General features: G+C 73.2%; 11 protein-coding genes and 1 riboswitch. Of the genes, 8 read left to right on the top strand and 3 right to left on the bottom strand.

From position 1 onward, the window contains the following. Positions 1-142 precede the first annotated feature (142 nt). Positions 143-1,849, top strand: coding sequence for a cell division protein PerM (locus AC3D3D_RS12775; RefSeq protein WP_463661612.1), 1,707 nt, complete (start codon positions 143-145; stop codon positions 1,847-1,849). A 155-nt stretch (positions 1,850-2,004) separates the two neighbouring features. Here the strand turns inward: AC3D3D_RS12775 and AC3D3D_RS12780 are convergent, their stop codons facing one another. Then, positions 2,005-3,249 carry a cystathionine gamma-synthase gene (locus AC3D3D_RS12780; RefSeq protein ID WP_463661611.1) on the bottom strand — a complete coding sequence of 415 codons (1,245 nt, stop codon included), beginning with the start codon at positions 3,247-3,249 and terminating at the stop codon, positions 2,005-2,007. Between the two features lie 82 nt (positions 3,250-3,331). Then, positions 3,332-3,889, bottom strand: coding sequence for a hypothetical protein (locus AC3D3D_RS12785; RefSeq protein ID WP_463661610.1), 558 nt, complete (start codon positions 3,887-3,889; stop codon positions 3,332-3,334). Positions 3,890-3,984: 95 nt separating this feature from the next. Here AC3D3D_RS12785 and purN point away from each other — a divergent pair, with 95 nt between their 5' ends. Both purN and purH read left to right on the top strand, forming a co-directional pair. Further along, on the top strand, positions 3,985-4,593 hold the full coding sequence (gene purN, locus AC3D3D_RS12790) for a phosphoribosylglycinamide formyltransferase (protein ID WP_463661609.1): 609 nt from the start codon (positions 3,985-3,987) through the stop codon (positions 4,591-4,593). A 4-nt stretch (positions 4,594-4,597) separates the two neighbouring features. After that, positions 4,598-4,686, top strand: a riboswitch (ZMP/ZTP riboswitch). Positions 4,687-4,730: 44 nt separating this feature from the next. Beyond that, positions 4,731-6,428 (top strand): bifunctional phosphoribosylaminoimidazolecarboxamide formyltransferase/IMP cyclohydrolase, encoded by a 1,698-nt coding sequence (gene purH, locus AC3D3D_RS12795; protein WP_463661608.1) that lies wholly within the window; start codon positions 4,731-4,733, stop codon positions 6,426-6,428. 112 nt (positions 6,429-6,540) lie between these two features. Here purH and AC3D3D_RS12800 read toward each other — a convergent pair whose 3' ends face one another. Further along, on the bottom strand, positions 6,541-7,842 hold the full coding sequence (locus AC3D3D_RS12800) for an FAD-dependent oxidoreductase (RefSeq protein ID WP_463661607.1): 1,302 nt from the start codon (positions 7,840-7,842) through the stop codon (positions 6,541-6,543). Between the two features lie 22 nt (positions 7,843-7,864). Here AC3D3D_RS12800 and AC3D3D_RS12805 point away from each other — a divergent pair, with 22 nt between their 5' ends. The 5 genes from AC3D3D_RS12805 (at position 7,865) to AC3D3D_RS12825 (ending at position 18,185) form a co-directional block, all read left to right on the top strand. Further along, positions 7,865-8,146: a hypothetical protein gene (locus AC3D3D_RS12805; protein WP_463661606.1), complete on the top strand. Its 282-nt coding sequence runs from the start codon at positions 7,865-7,867 to the stop codon at positions 8,144-8,146. A gap of 72 nt (positions 8,147-8,218) precedes the next feature. Next, on the top strand, positions 8,219-9,607 hold the full coding sequence (locus AC3D3D_RS12810) for a hemolysin family protein (protein ID WP_463661605.1): 1,389 nt from the start codon (positions 8,219-8,221) through the stop codon (positions 9,605-9,607). Positions 9,608-9,692: 85 nt separating this feature from the next. After that, complete coding sequence (locus AC3D3D_RS12815; RefSeq protein WP_463661604.1) at positions 9,693-10,682, top strand: malate dehydrogenase; 990 nt, start codon at positions 9,693-9,695, stop codon at positions 10,680-10,682. Positions 10,683-10,964: 282 nt separating this feature from the next. Continuing rightward, on the top strand, positions 10,965-12,041 hold the full coding sequence (locus tag AC3D3D_RS12820) for a CE1 family esterase (protein ID WP_463661603.1): 1,077 nt from the start codon (positions 10,965-10,967) through the stop codon (positions 12,039-12,041). A gap of 237 nt (positions 12,042-12,278) precedes the next feature. After that, positions 12,279-18,185 (top strand): ExeM/NucH family extracellular endonuclease, encoded by a 5,907-nt coding sequence (locus AC3D3D_RS12825; protein WP_488512102.1) that lies wholly within the window; start codon positions 12,279-12,281, stop codon positions 18,183-18,185. Positions 18,186-18,191: the final 6 nt, after the last annotated feature.

The raw sequence follows: 18,191 nt of genomic DNA on the forward strand, positions 1-18,191 counted from the left end.
GTGACGTTGGCGGTTGATCGGTCGCAGGTTCGACGCCGGACGGTGTACCTGCACCGTCGCTACCCGTCGACTGGCCCACACCCTCCACCTCCTCGGGCGTGGCGTCGCGCGGGCGCGCCCCGGCGGCGCGACCATGTCACCGATGACCGCGACCTCGACCCGACCGCAGGCGCCCGCCGGCCAGGGCGCCCGACCGCCCCTGCTGCCGGAGGGCTGGCTGCGGGCGCTCGTGGCCGCGCTGGAGGCGGTGCTGCTCGGCTGGCTGGTCTGCGTCATCCCCGCCATCGCCGCCTACGTCGCCACCGCCGCCTCGCCGGCGCTCGGGGAATCGACCTGGCAGTCGGCGCTCGGCGTCGGGTCCGCCGGCTGGTTGCTCGGGCACGGGGCACCGGCGGGGACCCTCTCGCTCGTCCCGCTCGGGCTCAGCGCCGTGTTCGCGGCGATGGTCATGGTCACCGCCCGCCGCCACGTCCTGCACGGCGGCGCCCACCTGGTCGGCGCGATCGGCTACGTCGGCATGGTCCAGCTCGTCAGCCTGCTCTCCCCGTTCGCCGTCGACCACCTGCGCCTCCTGGCCGGCTCGGCCGTCGTCGCGGCGGTCGGCGCCGGCTGGTCCTGGTGGCGCACCGGCGCACGCACCGCCCACCTCATCACCGACGACGCCGAGGCCGCACCGAGCGACTCCCTGCGGCACCGCTCCAGGCTGATCGCCGTCCGGGCGGTCCGGGGGGCGGCGGGCGCCCTCGGCGTGCTCGTCGCGCTGGGCCTCGTGCTCGTCGTCGCGGCGGTGGTCCTGCACCTCGACCGGGTCACCGCCCTGCACCAGTCCTACGAGGCCGGGATCGTCGGCGGCACGGTCCTCGTCCTCGGCCAGCTGGCCTACCTGCCCACGGCCGGGGTGTGGGCGCTGTCCTACGTGGCGGGGCCGGGGTTCGCCGTCGGGGACGGGACGACGGTCAGCGCCGCCTCGGTCGAGCTCGGCGCGGTCCCGGGCATCCCGCTGCTCGGTGCGCTGCCGCAGTCGCCCTCGCCGATGGGGGTGTGGCCGGTGCTGGCGGTGGTCCTCGCCGGCGCGCTCGCGGCGTGGTGGATGGCGCGGCCGGGGCAGGCCCACCGTCTGGTCGACGCCGTCGCGGCCGCGCTCGGGACGACGCTGGTCGTCGGCGCCGCCGTGCTCGTCTCCGCCCTGGCCTCCACCGGCGCGATCGGCACGGGGCGCATGGCCACGCTCGGCCCCGACGCCCTGCTGCTCACCGGCCTGGTGACCGTCGAGGTCGGCCTCGGCGCGGTGCTGACGACCGTGGCGATCCACCCGCGCACACGCGCGGTGCTCGGCTCCGGCGTCTCCTCGCTGAGCGACCGCCTCGGCCGCGACGACGACGCGCAGGACACCGATGGCACCGGGTCCGGGCGGGCCGGGTCCGCGGCGGGCTCGACCACGTCGGCGGGTTCCGCCGCGACGACGGGGTCCTCCACGAAGGGGACCTCGAGCGGGTCGGGCACGTCAGGGAAGGGTTCGGCGTCCGGCGGGTCCGCCACGGGCGGGGCGACGACGGGCTCCGGGGCATCGACGGGTGCCGGTGCCGCGAAGGGCGGCAGCGCGTCGAGGTCGAAGGCGGCCAACCCGTCGACGGGTGGCAGCACCTCGAAGGGGGCGAGCGCGTCGAAGGCCGAGCGATCCGCCGGCTCCGGGACCGGCGCGTCCGCTCCGGCCAGGTCCGCAGGTCTGCGTTCCTCGGGTGGCGCGAGCGGCATCCAGCGGTGGTCGGTCACGGGCTCCATGGCCCGGTCGAGCACGGCCCGCGGCTCGTTCTCGGCGGGCGGCGCCACGTCCGGCCCGACCGGCTGACCCGAACGCCGACACCGACGTTCCTCGGTATCGATCGGGCGCCGACCGCGCCGCGGCACCCGCTGGCGCGCCCTCGGACCGCTGACGCCAACCCCTACGCGCCGACCGCGCGCCCCGACGCGTCCACCGCGCGCCTCTGCGCGACCACCGCGCCCCTACGCGACCTCCTCGTCGCGCTTCTCGTCGTCCTCCTGGTCCGCGGGCCGTGTGCCCACGCCCGGGGCGACCGCGTCGGCCGCCCCGCCGGTACACGAGCGCCGCACCTGCTCGAGCGCCTGGTCGAGGTCGGCGATGAGGTCCCCGGCGTCCTCGATCCCCACGGAGATCCGCACGAGGTCGTCGGGCACCTGCAGCGGGGTGCCGACCGCCGCGAGATGCGTCATGGTGGCCGGCTGCTCGATGAGGGACTCGACGCCGCCGAGCGACTCCGCCAGGGTGAACAGCTCGGTGGACTGCACGAAGGTCCGCGCGGCGGCCTCGTCGTTCAGCCGCACCGAGACCATCCCGCCGAACCCGCGCATCTGGCGCGCGGCGACCTCGTGCCCGGGGTGGTCCGCCCGGCCGGGGTAGATGACCTCGGCCACGAGGTCGCTCGCGGCGAGGTGGTCGGCCACGCGTGCCGCGTTCTCGCAGTGCCGGTCCATCCGCACGGCCAGGGTCTTCACGCCCCGGGTGACCAGCCAGCAGTCGAAGGGGGCCAGCCCGGTGCCGACGTCGTTCTGCAGCCCGCCGACCCGCTCGGCGAACCGATCGTCCGCGAGGACCACCGCCCCGCCGACGACGTCGGAGTGCCCGCCGAGGTACTTCGTCAGCGAGTGCACCACCACGTCGGCGCCCAGCGCGATCGGCTGCTGCAGGTAGGGGGTGGCAAAGGTGTTGTCCACGACGACGACGGCACCCGCCGCGTGCGCGATCTCGGCCAGGGCCGCGATGTCGACGACGCGCAGCAGCGGGTTGGTCGGCGTCTCGATCCACACCAGCGTCGGCGGGTGGGCCTCGACGGCGGCGCGCACGGCGTCGAGGTCGGTGAGGTCGACGGCGTCCAGCGTGACGCCCCACCGGCCGAGCTCGGCCACGAGCAGGCGGTGGGTGCCGGCGTAGGCGTCGTCACCGAGGAGCACGTGCGAGCCCGGGCCGGTCAGGGCACGCAGCGTCACGTCCTCGGCCGCCATCCCGCTCGCGAACGCGAAGGCGTGCCGCCCGCCCTCGAGCCCGGCGAGCGTGTCCTGCAGGGCGTCCCGGGTGGGGTTGCCGCTGCGGGTGTACTCGTACCCCGCGCGCAGGTGGCCCACGGCGTCGTGCCGGAACGTCGAGCTGAGGTGGAGGGGGCGGCTGACCGCCCCGGTGGCGGGGTCGGGGGACTGCCCCTCGTGGATGGTGCGGGTGCTGAGCTCTGCCATGCCGGGACGCTATCCAGCCCCTGACCAGGCAGGTCGACGGCGCCGCCCGGTGTCCGCGACGTGGACGCCTGCGGGCGCCGGCCTACGGGAGGTCGAGCCAGCCGAGCAGGTCGTCCTCGAACTCGGACTGGCACGCGGTGCGTGCCTGGTTCGTCAGCGCGCCGTCGAGGCAGTCCTGGAGGTCGGCGGACGACTGCCAGGCCAGCGCGGGGGAGAGGTGGACCAGCGCGAGGACCGAACCGAGGACGATGGTCACCACCGTCGAGCGCGCGCGACGCTCGTCGAGCGAGGGCTGCTCGCGTCCCTCGCCGCCTTCGCCCTTGCTCTCCCCGCGCGAGCCGGACCGGCGCGGCGGCATGACGCCGGGCATCGAGCCGTCGCCACGGGCGCCGTCGCTCCGCGCGGGCGGGCGGAAGCGTCGTGCGACGATCGCCGCACCCACACCGGCCAGTGCGAGCACCCCGAGCGCCAGACGTTCGGGGAAGCGGGACAGCACGAGCGTGCCCAGCGCGGCGGCCACGATGAGCACGGCCCCGACCTGCGACCACCGGGCCAGCCTGGCGGAGCGCTCGTCGTCCTCGCCGGCGGGCGTGGGCCCGCGGGTCGGGGCAGGGGCCGGTCCGCGCGGAGGGGTCGTCACCGCTCCATTGTCACCCGTCGGGCGGCCCGGGGTGCCGACGCCGCCGGGCGGACCTGCGCGCCGCACCACGACCGAGCGGTCTACCGTGGGTCGCCGTGAGCCACCCACCGCGCCCCCTGCGCCTCGTCGTGCTCGTCTCCGGCTCGGGGTCCCTCCTGCAGGCGGTGCTCGACGCCGTCCAGGGCGGCGCCCCGCTGGAGGTCTGCGCCGTCGGGGCCGACCGGCCCGGCACCCTGGGCCAGCAGCGCGGCGAGCGGGCCGGCGTGCCGACCTTCGTGGCCCCCCTGCGCGAGCACCCCGACCGCACCGCCTGGGACACCCACCTCGCGGGCGAGATTGCCGCCCACGCCCCGGACGTCGTCGTGAGCGCGGGGTTCATGAAGATCCTCGGTCCCGCCGTCCTCGGCCTGGTCCCCGTGGTCAACACCCACCCGGCGCTGCTGCCCTCCTTCCCCGGCGCACACGGTGTGCGCGACGCCCTGGCCCACGGCGTGCGGGTGACCGGCTGCACCTGCCACGTCGTCGACGCCGGGGTCGACACCGGCCCGATCCTCGCCCAGCGCGCCGTCGACGTCCGCGTCGGCGACACCGAGGAGACCCTGCACGAGCGCATCAAGGTCCAGGAGCGCGAGATGCTCGTCGAGGTGCTCACCGGCCTCGCCGTCGGCGAGATCGCGCTGCCCGGTCGGTCGCCCACCCCGTAGGATGTGGCGCGGCCGCAACTGGCGAACGAGGTGGGTGACCACCGGGGAGCGGCCCGCACACCCCTCACCGCGCCGCTCGCCTGGGCGTCGGGGCCGGGCGTGACCGCGCCCGGGACCACCGCATTGAGGAGGACCCCGTGACCGACCCGACCGCTCCCACCAGCCCCGTCGGCGACCGAGTCGCCGTGCGCCGCGCACTCGTCTCCGTCTACGACAAGACCGGCCTGACCGACCTCGCCCGCGCCCTGGACGACGCCGGGGTCCAGATCGTCTCCACCGGCTCGACCGCCGCCCGCATCGCCGAGGCCGGCCTGCCGGTCACCCCCGTCGAGGAGGTCACCGGCTTCCCCGAGTGCCTCGGCGGCCGGGTCAAGACCCTGCACCCGCGCGTGCACGCCGGCGTGCTCGCCGATCGTCGCCTGGCCGACCACCGCGAGCAGCTCGACGAGCTGGGCATCGAGCCCTTCGACCTCGTGGTCGTCAACCTCTACCCGTTCGCCGACACCGTCGCCTCGGGAGCCGCGGCCGACGACGTCGTCGAGCAGATCGACATCGGCGGCCCCACCATGGTGCGCGCGGCGGCGAAGAACCACCCCTCCGTGGCCGTGGTCGTCGACCCGAAGCGGTACGACGAGGTTGCGGCCGCCGTCGCCGAGGGCGGCTTCAGCCTCGCGCAGCGCCGGACGCTCGCCGCCGACGCCTTCGCCCACACCGCCGCCTACGACGCCGCCGTGGCAACCTGGTTCGCCGAGCAGGTCGCGGCCGCGCCGGCCCAGGCCGACGACGACGCCTCGACCGACGACGACGCCGCGCAGGCCCCGGCCTTCCTCGGCCTCGCCCTCGAGCGCCGCGCGACCCTGCGCTACGGGGAGAACCCGCACCAGAGCGCCGCCCTGTACGCCCGCCCCGGCGAGAGCCGCGGCATCGCCGGCGCCACCCAGCTCCAGGGCAAGGCGATGAGCTACAACAACTACGTCGACGCCGACGCCGCGCTGCGTGCCGCCCTCGACCACGCCGGCCCCGCCGTGGCGATCATCAAGCACGCGAACCCGTGCGGCATCGCCGTCGGGGAGAGCGTCGAGGAGGCCTACCGCGCCGCCCACGCCTGCGACCCCGTCTCCGCCTACGGGGGCGTCATCGCCGCCAACCGGCCCGTCACCGCCGCCATGGCCGAGGCCATGCGGGGCGTGTTCACCGAGGTCCTCGTCGCGCCCGAGATCGAGCCCGCGGCGCTCGAGGTGCTCTCGAGCCGCAAGAACCTGCGCGTGCTCACCGTGGTCCCCGAGGAGCGCGGCGGCAGCGAGATCCGGCCGGTCACCGGCGGCGCGCTGGTCCAGGCGCGCGACGCCGTCGACGCCCCCGGAGACACCCCCGAGGGCTGGACGCACGTCGCCGGGGAGCCGGCCGACGAGGCGACCCTCGCCGACCTCGCCTTCGCCTGGCGGGCCGTGCGCGCCGTCCGGTCCAACGCGGTCCTGCTGGCCGACGCCGGCGCGACCGTGGGCGTGGGGATGGGCCAGGTCAACCGGGTCGACTCCTGCCGGCTGGCCGTCGAGCGTGCGAACACGCTCGGCGCACCCGTGACCTCCGACGCCGAGACCGCCGGCGGCGCCCAGGCCGACGCCGACGCGCCCCGCCCCGAGCGCGCGCGGGGCTCGGTGGCGGCCTCGGACGCGTTCTTCCCCTTCGCCGACGGCCTGCAGGTGCTGCTGGACGCGGGGGTGCGCGCGGTGGTCCACCCGGGCGGCTCCATCCGCGACGACGAGGTGACGGCTGCCGCCCAGGCCGCCGGGTTGACGATGTACCTCACCGGCACGCGTCACTTCTTCCACTGACGCCCGGCGCTGCTCGCCCCGCCTGCCGAGAGTGCGGTGGGTTCCCGCCGAGGGGGTGGTTGGTCGTCATCGAGGGTGCGAGTCGTCGCACGACGGACCGCACTCTTGCGGGTCAACCGATGGCGTCGCGCAGGCGACGTGCCGGGTCGGCGGCCACCGTCGCGTCCAGCGCGGGCGTCGCACCGCCGGCCAGGGCCCGGCGCAGGGGCGCGACGTCGCGGGGATGGTCCGCCGTCGCGCCGGCGAGCAGCCGCCCCTGCGGCGCCCACAGCCAGGTGACCCCGGCGCCGTCCGCACGGACGACGTCGGGGTCGCCGACCGGGGTGCCGACGACCGCGACGTCGTGCCCGAGCTGCTCCGAGAACACGTAGGGCGCGGGCAGGTCGGGCACCGGCTCGCCGAGTATCGAGGCGGCCACCGCCGCGGGGTGGTGCAGGGCGCCCTCCCAGTGGGCGCCGGGCTCGACCACGCCCGAGGCGGTCACTGCCGCGGCGTCGCCGACGGCCCACACCACGCCGTCACCGCCCTCAGCACGCCCCGCGGCATCGACGACGACGTGCCTCTGGTCGGTCAGCGTGAGGCCGGTGCCGAGCCAGGCCGTGGCGGGGAGCGCCCCCAGGGCGGCCAGCACGACGTCGGCGCGCAGCTCCCGCCCGCCGACCAGGGTGACGACGTGCTCGCCGGCGGCGCCATCGGCTCTGTCGCCACCGCCCTCGGCGCCACCACCGTTCCCGACCTCGGGCCCCTCGACCGAGACGACGAGCTGCCCGGTGAGCAGCTCGACCCCCGCCGCCTCGAACCAGGGCCGCACGTGCGCGCCGAGGACCTCCGGCGCCCGCGACAGCGGCCGCGGCGCCGCCTCGACGACCGTGACCCGGGCACCCGCCGCCGCGGCGGCACCGGCCACCTCGGTGCCGATCCACCCGGCCCCGACGACGACGAGCCGCGTCCCCGCCCCGACCGCCCCGCGCAGGGCCCGGGCATCGGTGGCGGTGCGCAGCGTGCGCGCCTGCGGCCACGGCGGCGTGATCGCCTCGGCACCGGTGGCCACCACCACGTGCCGCGCCCGCACGACGACCTCCTGGTCCCCGCGGCGCTCGAGGCCCACGAGTGCGGAGCCGTCGTCGAGGGTGAGGGAGCGGGCGCGGGTGGCGGGCCACCAGGTCACGTCCAGCTCCTCGAGATCGCCGAGGCCCTGGGCGGCCAGGGACGGGGCGAGGCCGCCGGTGAACAGCTCCACCGAGAGCGTCGTGCGGTCGTAGGGGGCCTCCTCCTCGAGGCCGGCGAGCAGCACCGGACCGGTCAGCCCGCGCCTGCGCAGCTCGGCGACGGTGCGCAGCCCCGCCACCCCGCCGCCGACGACGAGCACCTCGACGTCGTCCGCCTCACCCCGACCGTCCGCCTGCTCGTGCATCCGTCCACGGTAGCCTCGCGGCGTGTCTCCGAACCGGGTGCCCGGGCACCGAGCCCCCGTCCTGCCGGGGCTGGCGATCCTCGGCTGGGTCGCCGTCGTCGTGCTCGTGGGTGTGGTGGTGGGCGTGCCCGCCGCCTGCTACCTCATGGCCGCGATGCTCGTGGTGCTGGCCGCGGTCCGGTGGGCCTTCGGTGCGCGGGAGATCATCGGCGGGCGCGCCCTGCCCATCGATCTGCTCAGCCTGCTCGGTGGCGCCGCGGTCCTGGCCTTCCTCGCCCCGTGGGGCGACGCCGTCGCGGTCTGACCACCCCACCCCGAGCGCAGTGCCACATCCGGTGCCATACCGCGGGCGCGCTCCCGGCCCGATAATGGAGCGGTGAATCCCGTCGTCTCCGACTCCCTGCTCGTCATGCTCTTCGTGCTCATCGGCGGGGTGTTCGCGGCCTCGGAGTTCGCCCTCGTCTCCCTGCGCGAGTCCCAGGTGAAGTCGATGGCCGCCCGGGGCGGCAGCGGCGCGACCGTGGCGAAGCTGACCGAGAACCCCAACACCTTCCTGTCCGCGGTCCAGGTCGGCGTCACCCTGGCGGGCTTCTTCTCCGCCTCGTACGGCGCCTCGACGATCGCCCCCTACCTGCAGCCGGTCCTCATCGACGCCGGGATGTCCGAGGGCGTCGCGGGCACGGTGGCCTTCATCGGCATCACGCTCGTCGTGTCCTACATGTCGCTCGTCTTCGGCGAGATGGTGCCCAAGCGGCTCGCGATGCAGGGCGCCGAGAAGTTCTCCATGGTGGTCGCGCGCCCGCTCAACGCGATCGCCATCGTCCTGCGGCCGGTGATCTGGCTGCTGGACGTGTCGACCAACATCGTGCTGCGGCTGCTGGGCCGCGACCCGCATGCGCGCAGCGAGGAGATGGACGCCGAGGAGCTGCGCCAGATCGTCGCCGGCCACGAGGGCCTCGGCGACGAGGAGCGCCAGATCGTCGTCGACCTGCTGGCGGTGGGGGAGCGCTCCGTGCAGGAGGTGATGACCCCCCGTACCGAGGTCGAGTTCCTCGACGCCGACACCCCGATCCAGGAGGCCCGCGTCACCGTCGGCGCGATGGAGCACTCCCGTTACCCGGTGCGCGGCGAGAACGACGACGACATCCTCGGCTTCGTCCACGTCCGCGACTTCATCAACCCCGGCCCCTCGGTCACGGTCGTGCGGGACCTCGTCCGCGAGACCCTCTTCTTCCCCACCGGCAAGGCGGTGCTGTCCACGCTGACCGAGATGCGGCGCAGCCACGCGCACTTCGCCGTCATCGTCGACGAGTACGGCGGGACCGACGGCATCGTGACGATGGAGGACGTCGTCGAGGAGTTCGTCGGCGAGATCCACGACGAGTACGACCGCGAGGAGCCCGAGGTCGTCCAGGGCGCCGCCGCCAACGACGTCTCCGGGCTGCTCAGCCGGGCCGAGGTCCAGCGGCTGTTCGACGTCGAGCTGCCCGAGGGGCCCTACGACACCCTGGCCGGCTACATCATGTCCGAGCTGGGGCGGCTGCCCGAGCCGGGCGACACCGTCGACTGGGGCGACGCGACGCTGACCGTGCGCACGCTCGACGGTAGGCGCATCGACCGGGTCACCGTCGAGCGCGCCGAGCAGCTCCCGGTCGACGACGGTGGCCGCGGACTCGCGGAGCCGTCCGACGACGCCTTCGCCATCGAGGGCAACGTGCCCGAGGGCGGCGGCCGCCCGGGCACGGGTGCCGCACCGACGCACTAACCTGGGCGGTGAGCAGGCCCGGTGCCCGACCTGCGGGCGACCCGGGCCGCGTCCGTCCCCGACCCGTAAGACGAAGGAGTCACGCATGTCCGTCACCCCCGTGAACGTCACCGTCACGGGCGCCGCCGGCCAGATCGGCTACGCCCTGCTGTTCGGCATCGCCTCGGGCCAGCTCCTCGGCCCCGACACCCCGGTGCGCCTGCGCCTGCTGGAGATTCCGCAGGCGGTCCGGGCCGCGGAGGGCACGGCCATGGAGCTGGCGGACGGCGCGTTCCCGCTGCTGGCCGGCGTGGACATCTTCGACGACGCGACCCGTGCCTTCGACGGCGCGAACGTCGGCCTGCTGGTGGGCGCCCGCCCGCGCGGGGCCGGCATGGAGCGCGGCGACCTCCTCGCCGCGAACGGCGGGATCTTCGGGCCTCAGGGCAAGGCCATCAACGACGGTGCGGCGGAGGACATCAAGGTCCTCGTGGTCGGCAACCCGGCGAACACCAACGCCCTCATCGCGGCGAAGAACGCTCCCGACGTCCCCGCCTCGCGCTTCACCGCGATGACCCGGCTGGACCACAACCGGGCCGTCAGCCAGCTCGCCGCCAAGACCGGTGCGGCCGTGTCGGACATCGACCGCCTGACGATCTGGGGCAACCACTCCTCCACGCAGTACCCGGACCTCACCCAGACCACCGTCGCCGGCCGGCCGGTCACCGACCTGCTCGCCGACCGCGAGTGGGTGGAGAACGACTTCATCCCGACCGTGGCCAAGCGCGGCGCGGCGATCATCGACGCCCGCGGTGCGTCGTCGGCCGCCTCTGCCGCCTCGGCCGCCATCGACCATGTGCACGACTGGGTCAACGGCGTCACGGGCTCGTGGACATCGGCCGGCATCTACTCCGACGGCTCGCACTACGGCATTCCCGAGGGCGTCATCTACTCGTTCCCGGTGACCGCCGAGAACGGGGAGTGGAAGGTCGTCGAGGGCCTGGAGATCGACGAGTTCTCGCGTGGGCGGATGGACGCCACCGCGGCCGAGCTGGTCGAGGAGCGCGACGCCGTCGCCGAGCTCGGTCTCATCTGAGTCGCGACGCCGCCCCTGACCTCTCAACAGGCTCAGCCACCGATCAACGGGCACTGTCGGTTGATTCGTCCGCCTGCCAGTTGACAGGTGGGAGGCAGGGGGCCGGAGGCGCTGGAGCTGGCTCGGCCACGGGGCCGTCACCTTCGGGTGGCGGCCCCGTCGTCGTGGGTGGGGCGCTCGAGGGAGAGCGGTGACCACCATCTGGGACCTGGGCAGATGGACGGGTGTGCGTCGATGGGCCGGGGCTAGCGTCGGTCGCTCCGACAGTGATCAAGGAGCACCATGACTTCCCCCCGACGCCCCCTGCTGCGCACATTCACCCTCGGCGCGCTGCTGCTGACGACAGCCGCCTGTTCCGCCGAGGACGGGACCGATGAGGAGACCACCACCGAGACTGGCTCCGACGCATCGACGACCTCGGCACCGGCCCCGGAGAGCTCGTCCGAGTCCGACTCGGAGTCCTCCTCCGCGCAGGCCGCAGCGGCGGACGAGCCGGGTCAGCACGTGTTCAGCGCCGAGATCGACGGCCACGAGCGCACCGGCGTCGTCCTGCTGCCCGAGGGCTGGACCCCCGAGGCGGAGCTCCCGCTCGTGATCAACCTGCACGGCTCCGGCTCCGACGGCGCCGAGCAGGTCCTGTGGTCCGACGCCACGGCGACCGCTGACGAGGAGGGCTACGTCGTCGTCCTGCCCGACGGCGGGTTCGCCAGCCCCGACGGCGGGTACCTGTGGAACGTCCCCGGCGTCACCGACGCACCGGATGACGCCCCCGACGACATCGCCTTTCTCGCCGCGCTCGTCGACTGGGCCGGCGAGGAGTACGGCACCTCGACCGAGGACGTCTTCGCCACCGGCTACTCCGGCGGCGGCCGGCTGGTCTCCCAGGCCGCCTGCGACGACCCCGACCTCTTCCGTGCGATCGCACCGGTGACGGGCCTGCGCGCCGGATTCCCCGTGGAGCAGGACGGCGAGTGGCAGCCGGACCCCGCCACCTGCGAGCCCGCCGAGGTCACCCCGATCATCACGTTCGTGGGCACCGAGGACCCCGTCAACCCGCTCGACGGCGGCGGCGCCGAGTACTGGCAGTACGGGCACGAGGCCGCCCTCGAGCGCTGGAGCGAGATCGGCGGGTACGAGGTCCGCGAGGAGGAGGAGCAGGGCGACGGCGTCACCCTGACCACCATCGGCGACGGCGAGGAGCCGGCCGCGATCGAGTCCTGGTCGATCGAGGGCGCCGGTCACGTGTGGCCCGGCAGCCCGGCGTTCGAGGCGGAGACCGACTGGGCCGGGACGCCGACCGACGCGATCGACGCCAACGCCCTGATCTGGGACTTCTTCGAGGCGCACAGCGCCGAGTAACGCGCTCCACTGGTCGGGCACGGGTCCGTCACCTGCAGGTGGCGGCCCTGTCGTCGTGCCTGGTGACGGCCGCACGACCTGAACGAACAGTGGGGGCCGTCCAGGTGAACAGTCGGCAGACAACGGGCGACGAGTTCACCCGACCGGCGGGTCGGCGCGTGCTCTGAGGGGAAGATGGTCCGGGCACCGGTGACGGTGCCTCCCCGCAGATCCCCCTCGGTCAAGGAGCATCACGACGTGACTGTCCGCCCACACTTCGGAAGACGGGGGGTGGGCCTGGGCGCAGTCGCGGCGTTGGCCCTCACCACCGTCGCCGTGCCCATCGCCGCCGCGCCGGCCGTCGCCGCGCCCGACGGCTCCGACGTCATCATCAACGAGTACTACGCCCGCGGCGGGTCGGCCAACCAGCCGTACCAGCAGAAGTTCGTCGAGCTCTACAACCCCACCGACGAGGCCATCGACCTGTCGGGGATGTCGCTCCAGTACCGGTCGGCGACCGGCACGGGCGGTTCGAGCAGCACCGCGCCGCTGACGGGCACGATCGAGCCGGGCGACTACTTCGTCGTGACCATGAATGGAAACGATGGGGGCAACGGAGAGGACATCTCCGGCCTGTCCGACCAGCACGTCGGTGGCGCCGTCAACCCGGGCGGGTCGAACGGCACGATCGCCCTGGTCAACGGCACCAGCGCGGTCACCCTCCCGACCGGCTCCGTGTCCACCTCCGACGTCATCGTCGACCTCATCGGCACCGGCAGCTCCAACACCTACGAGGGCACCGGCGCCGCCGCCAACACGGGTGGTAACTCCAACCCGCTCTCCTGGCAGCGCACGGACCACGTCGACACCGACGACAACGCCGCCGACCTGACGATGGCGGCCCCCACGCCGGAGATTGACGGCGGCACCGACCCGGACCCGGACCCGGACCCCGAGCCGGAGCCCGGCGAGCTCGTCACCATCGAGGAGATCCAGGGCACCGGTGACGCCACCCCGCTCGACGGCCAGACCGTCACCACCCGAGGCGTCGTGACCGCGGCGTACCCGACCGGTGGCTACAACAGCTTCGTCATCCAGACCGAGGGCACCGGCGGCGACCTGAGCGAGCACACCGCGTCCTCCGGCATCGCCGTCTATGTCGGCAACGGCGACCTCGGCGTCGAGATCGGTGACTTCGTCGAGGTCACCGGCACCGCCGGCGAGTACTACGGCCTCACGCAGCTGACGAGCCCGAGCGTCACCACGCTCGAGGAGGAGTTCACCGCCGTCGAGCCGGCCTCGATCGCCTGGCCCGAGACGGACGCGGAGCGTGAGCTCTACGAGTCGATGCTCATCGAACCGACCGACGAGTTCACCGTCTCCAACACCTACTGGACGCTCCAGTACGGCACCGTGGGCCTGGCCGCCGGCGACTCCGCCCTGGTGACCCCGACCGAGGTGGCCAACCCGGTCACCGAGGCGGCCGCCCACGACGCCGTCGTCGCCGAGAACGCCGCCCGCGGCGTCGTCCTCAACGACGGCTCGAGCCACAACCTCATCAACTTCGGCTTCGACGACCACGAGATCCCGCTGCCGTACGTCACCCCCGAGGCGCCGCTGCGCACGGGTGCCGCGGCCTCGATCGACGGTCCGGTCGTCCTCACCTACCGGCAGATGGTCTCGAACGGGGGCAGCGTCTGGGCCCTCGACCCCACGACCCGCGCCACCGGTGAGAACTACACCGAGTGGGCCAGCTTCGAGGACGACCGCGCCGAGCACGCCGCGCCCGCCGAGGTCGGCGGCAACGTCCAGGTCGCCTCGTTCAACGTCCTCAACTACTTCACCACCCTGGGTGACGAGGAGGGCTGCTCGTTCTACGGCGACCGTGAGAACAACCCCACCACGGCGCGGAACTGCGACGTCCGTGGCGCCTACGACGCCGAGAACCTCGCCCGCCAGGAGGAGAAGATCGTCGAGGCGATCAACACCCTCGAGGCCGACGTCGTCGCGCTCGAGGAGATCGAGAACTCCGGCCACTTCAGCGGTGACCGCGACACGGCCCTGGCCGACCTGGTCGAGGCCCTCAACGCCGACGCCGGCGAGGGCACCTGGGCCTATGTCGAGTCCCCGGAGACCGTCCCCGCTCTCTCCGACGAGGACGTCATCCGCAACGCCTTCATCTACCGGCCCGACGTCGTCGTGACGGTCGGGGAGTCGCAGATCCTCATCGGCAGCTCCGCGTTCGGGAACGCGCGCGAGCCCCTCGCGCAGGAGTTCGCCGTGCTCGACGAGGCGGGCGAGGCGTCGGAGTCGACCTTCGTCGTCACCGTCAACCACTTCAAGTCCAAGGGCTCCGGCACCGACGACGGCACGGGGCAGGGCAACGCCAACCCCGACCGCGTCGCGCAGGCGGAGGCCCTGGTGGAGTTCACCGAGGAGAACTGGGGCGCCGAGACGCCCGTCCTCCACGCCGGTGACTTCAACTCGTACTCGGCAGAGGACCCCATGCAGGTCTTCTACGGCGCCGGCTACACCAACCTCACCGAGGCCGAGCGTTCGGGCGCGTACACCTACAACTTCGACGGCATGGAGGGGTCGCTCGACCACATCATCGCCAACGAGGCCGCGGCCGAGCTGTTCACCGGCTCGACCGTGTGGGAGATCAACGCCAACGAGCCGCTGGCCCTGGAGTACAGCCGGTTCAACTACAACGTGACCAACTTCCACGAGGTCTCGCCGTTCCGGTCCTCCGACCACAACCCGGGCATCGTCGGCCTCGACATCCCGGCCGAGACCGCGCCCCCGGCCGAGCCGGGTCCGGTGACCTTCTCCGTGGAGGGCTCGGACGGGTCCGCCGCCCGGGGCACCACGTGGAGCCTGACCGACGCCGACGGCAACGCGTTCGTCGTCAGCGACAACGACCAGTACAACCAGGACACGGCCAACCTGTCCGACACGGACCCGGCCGACGGTTCCTTCTCCTTCACCGGCCTGCCGGCGGGGGAGTACACGGTCGAGAACGTGCGCATCCCGCGCGTGTGGCAGGCCCCCGAGCCGTTCACCGTCTCGGTGACCGGTGAGGAGCAGGCCCTGGAGGACATCGTCCTCGACGCCAACGGGCTCATCACGGTGAGCGTGCGTGACGAGGCCGGGGAGTACGTCCCGGGCGCGACGGTCCGCTTCACCCCCGAGGGTGGCGAGCCGATCGACATTGTCGACAACTCCGAGCTCGACGAGAACACCTTCCCGGGCGCGGTCCGCGCCGGTGGACTGCCGCTGGGCAACGTCACCTACGAGGTCGTCGAGGTCCCCGAGGGCTACGAGGTCCCCGAGGACACCCGCGACCGCCGCCTCACCGTGAGCAACTTCAGCCACGTCGACTACAACGCGTTCGTCCTGCCCGCCACCCCGGAGGTGCCGGGTCCGGCGACGCTGTCGGTGGTCAACAACCTGGGTGACACGGTGGGTTCGACGGCGTGGCAGTTCGAGGATGCTGAGGGGAACGTGTTCACCGTTGGTGACAACGGTCGGAACGCTCCTGAGGGCAGCCTGGAGGACACGGACTCGGCGTTCGGGACGATCACGTTCTCGGGTCTGCCGGCTGGTGAGTACACGGTGACGAACCTGTCGCACGGGTCGTCGGCCTATGCGGCTCCGGAGCCGTTCACCGTCGAGGTGACCGGTGAGGAGCAGGTCCTCGGTGAGGTCGTCATGGCGGGTGCCGCCTCGACGACGGTCTACACCCTGGACGAGAACGAGGACCGCGTTGCCGGCATGACCTACCGCCTGGTCGGTGCTGACGGTGAGGCTGTCGAGGTCACCGACGGTGGCGAGGGTGATGACCACGACTCCGACGGTTACGTCCGGTTTGCCGGTCTCGACCTGGGGACCTACACGGTCACGATCGTCTCGGCGCCGGAGGGCTATGCGTTCGACGAGTCGCAGGAGCTGAGCGTCACGCTCGACGCTGGTCGGCCGCACCGGTTCGCCGGTGGTTTCGAGGTGACCTCGGTCCCCGGTCCGGTGACCTTCTCGGTCGTCAACAACCTGGGCGACACGGTCGGTTCGACGGCGTGGCTGTTCACGGCGGAGGACGGTTCGTCGTTCTACGTCGCGGACAACAACCGTTCCTCGGGTGCTGAGGGCGTCACGACGCTGAGCGACGAGGACGACGCGTTCGGCACCGTGGTGGTCAACGGTCTTCCGGCCGGTGAGTACACGGTGACCAACGAGCGGCCGGGTTCGTCCGCGTACGCGGCTCCGGAGCCGTTCACCGTGACGGTGACCGGTGAGGAGCAGTCGCTCGAGCAGATCGTCATGCCGGGCAACGGTCGGATCGCCGCTTGGGTGACCGACGAGGCGGATGAGCCGATCGCGGGCACGACGATCCGGTTCACGCACGAGGACGGCACGAGTGTCGACGTCGTCGACGGGTCCGAGGCGGACCTGTCCCCGGCGGTCGGCACGGTCCGTGCGGGCGGTCTCGAGCTCGGCACCTACACGGTGACGATCGTCGAGGCGGCGGGGTACGACGTCGACGGGGCCGAGGCCCTGACGACGACGATCGACGCCGGTGCGCCGGCCCGGTTCGCGGGCGGCTTCGTCCTGGCCGAGATCCCGGGTCCGGCGACGCTCACGGTTGTCAACAACCTGGGTGACTCGGTGGGTTCGACGGCGTGGCAGTTCGAGGATGCTGAGGGGAACGTGTTCACCGTTGGTGACAACGGTCGGAACGCTCCTGAGGGCAGCCTGGAGGACACGGACTCGGCGTTCGGGACGATCACGTTCTCTGGTCTGCCGGCCGGGGAGTACACGGTGACGAACCTGTCGCACGGGTCGTCGGCCTATGCGGCTCCGGAGCCGTTCACCGTCTCGGTAACCGGTGAGGAGCAGGACCTGGGTGAGGTCGTCATGGCGGGTGCCGCCTCGACGACGGTCTACACCCTGGACGAGAACGAGGACCCGGTCGCCGGTGTCACCTACGCGCTCGAGGGTGCCGACGGTGAGGTCGTCGAGCTGACCGACGGCTCCGAGGCCGACACGGACGAGCGTGAGGGCTACGCGGAGTTCACCGGCCTGGGTCTGGGTGAGTACACGATCACGATCGTGTCCGTGCCGGAGGGCTACGCGTTCGACGAGTCGGCGTCGCTGACCGTCGAGCTCACCGCCGGTACCCCGCACCGCTATGCCGGCAACCTCGCCGTCACCACGGTGCCGGAGCCGGTCGTGGTCGAGCCTGCCGACGTCACGTTCACGGACGAGGACGGCACGGCCGACGACACCTACACGGTGCCCGAGGTCGAGGGCGTGGAGTACCTGCTCGGCGACGAGGTCGTCGAGGCGGGCACCTACCCGGGCGAGGGCACGGTGACGGTCACCGCTCGCGCGATCGAGGGCTACGAGCTCGCCGAGGGCGCGACCACCGAGTGGTCGCACACCTTCGACGCCACGGAGCCCGAGCCGGAGCCGACCCCGGCGCCGCCGACGCCGGGTCGTGGGTTCTACCTCAACAACGGTTGGGGCATCTGGGCCGACCACGAGTTCTCCTTCGGTCGCCCCGGCGACGAGGTCCTCGTGGGTGACTGGGACGGCGACGGCGCGGACACCCTGGCCGTGCGTCGTGGGAACCGGTACTTCCTCACCAACGACCTGTACGGCGGGTACGCGGACGTGGAGCTCGGCTTCGGCCGCGCCGGCGACACCGTGCTCGTGGGTGACTGGGACGGCGACGGCGTCGACACCTTCGCGGTGCGTCGCGGCAACGCCTACTTCCTCACCAACTCGCTGACCGGTGGCAACGCCGAGATCGAGCTGCGGTACGGCCGCTCCGGTGACGAGGTCCTCGTCGGCGACTACGACGGCGACGGGAACGACACCTTCGCCGTCCGCCGTGGCAACCGGTACTTCGTCAACAACGCGCTGACCGGCGGCAACGCCGACGTGGAGTTCGGCTACGGCCGGGCCACGGACGACGTCCTGGTCGGTGACTGGGACGGCGACGAGATGGACACCTTCGGTGTGCGTCGTGGTCACGTCTTCTTCCTGTCCAACACGCTGACCGGCGGCAACGCCGACATCGAGCTGGGCTACGGCCGCGCCGGCGACGAGGTCTTCGTCGGCGACTGGGACGGCAACGGCACCGACACCCTCGGTGTGCGCCGCTGACCCGGA

Source organism: Georgenia sp. X1117, assembly GCF_057784635.1.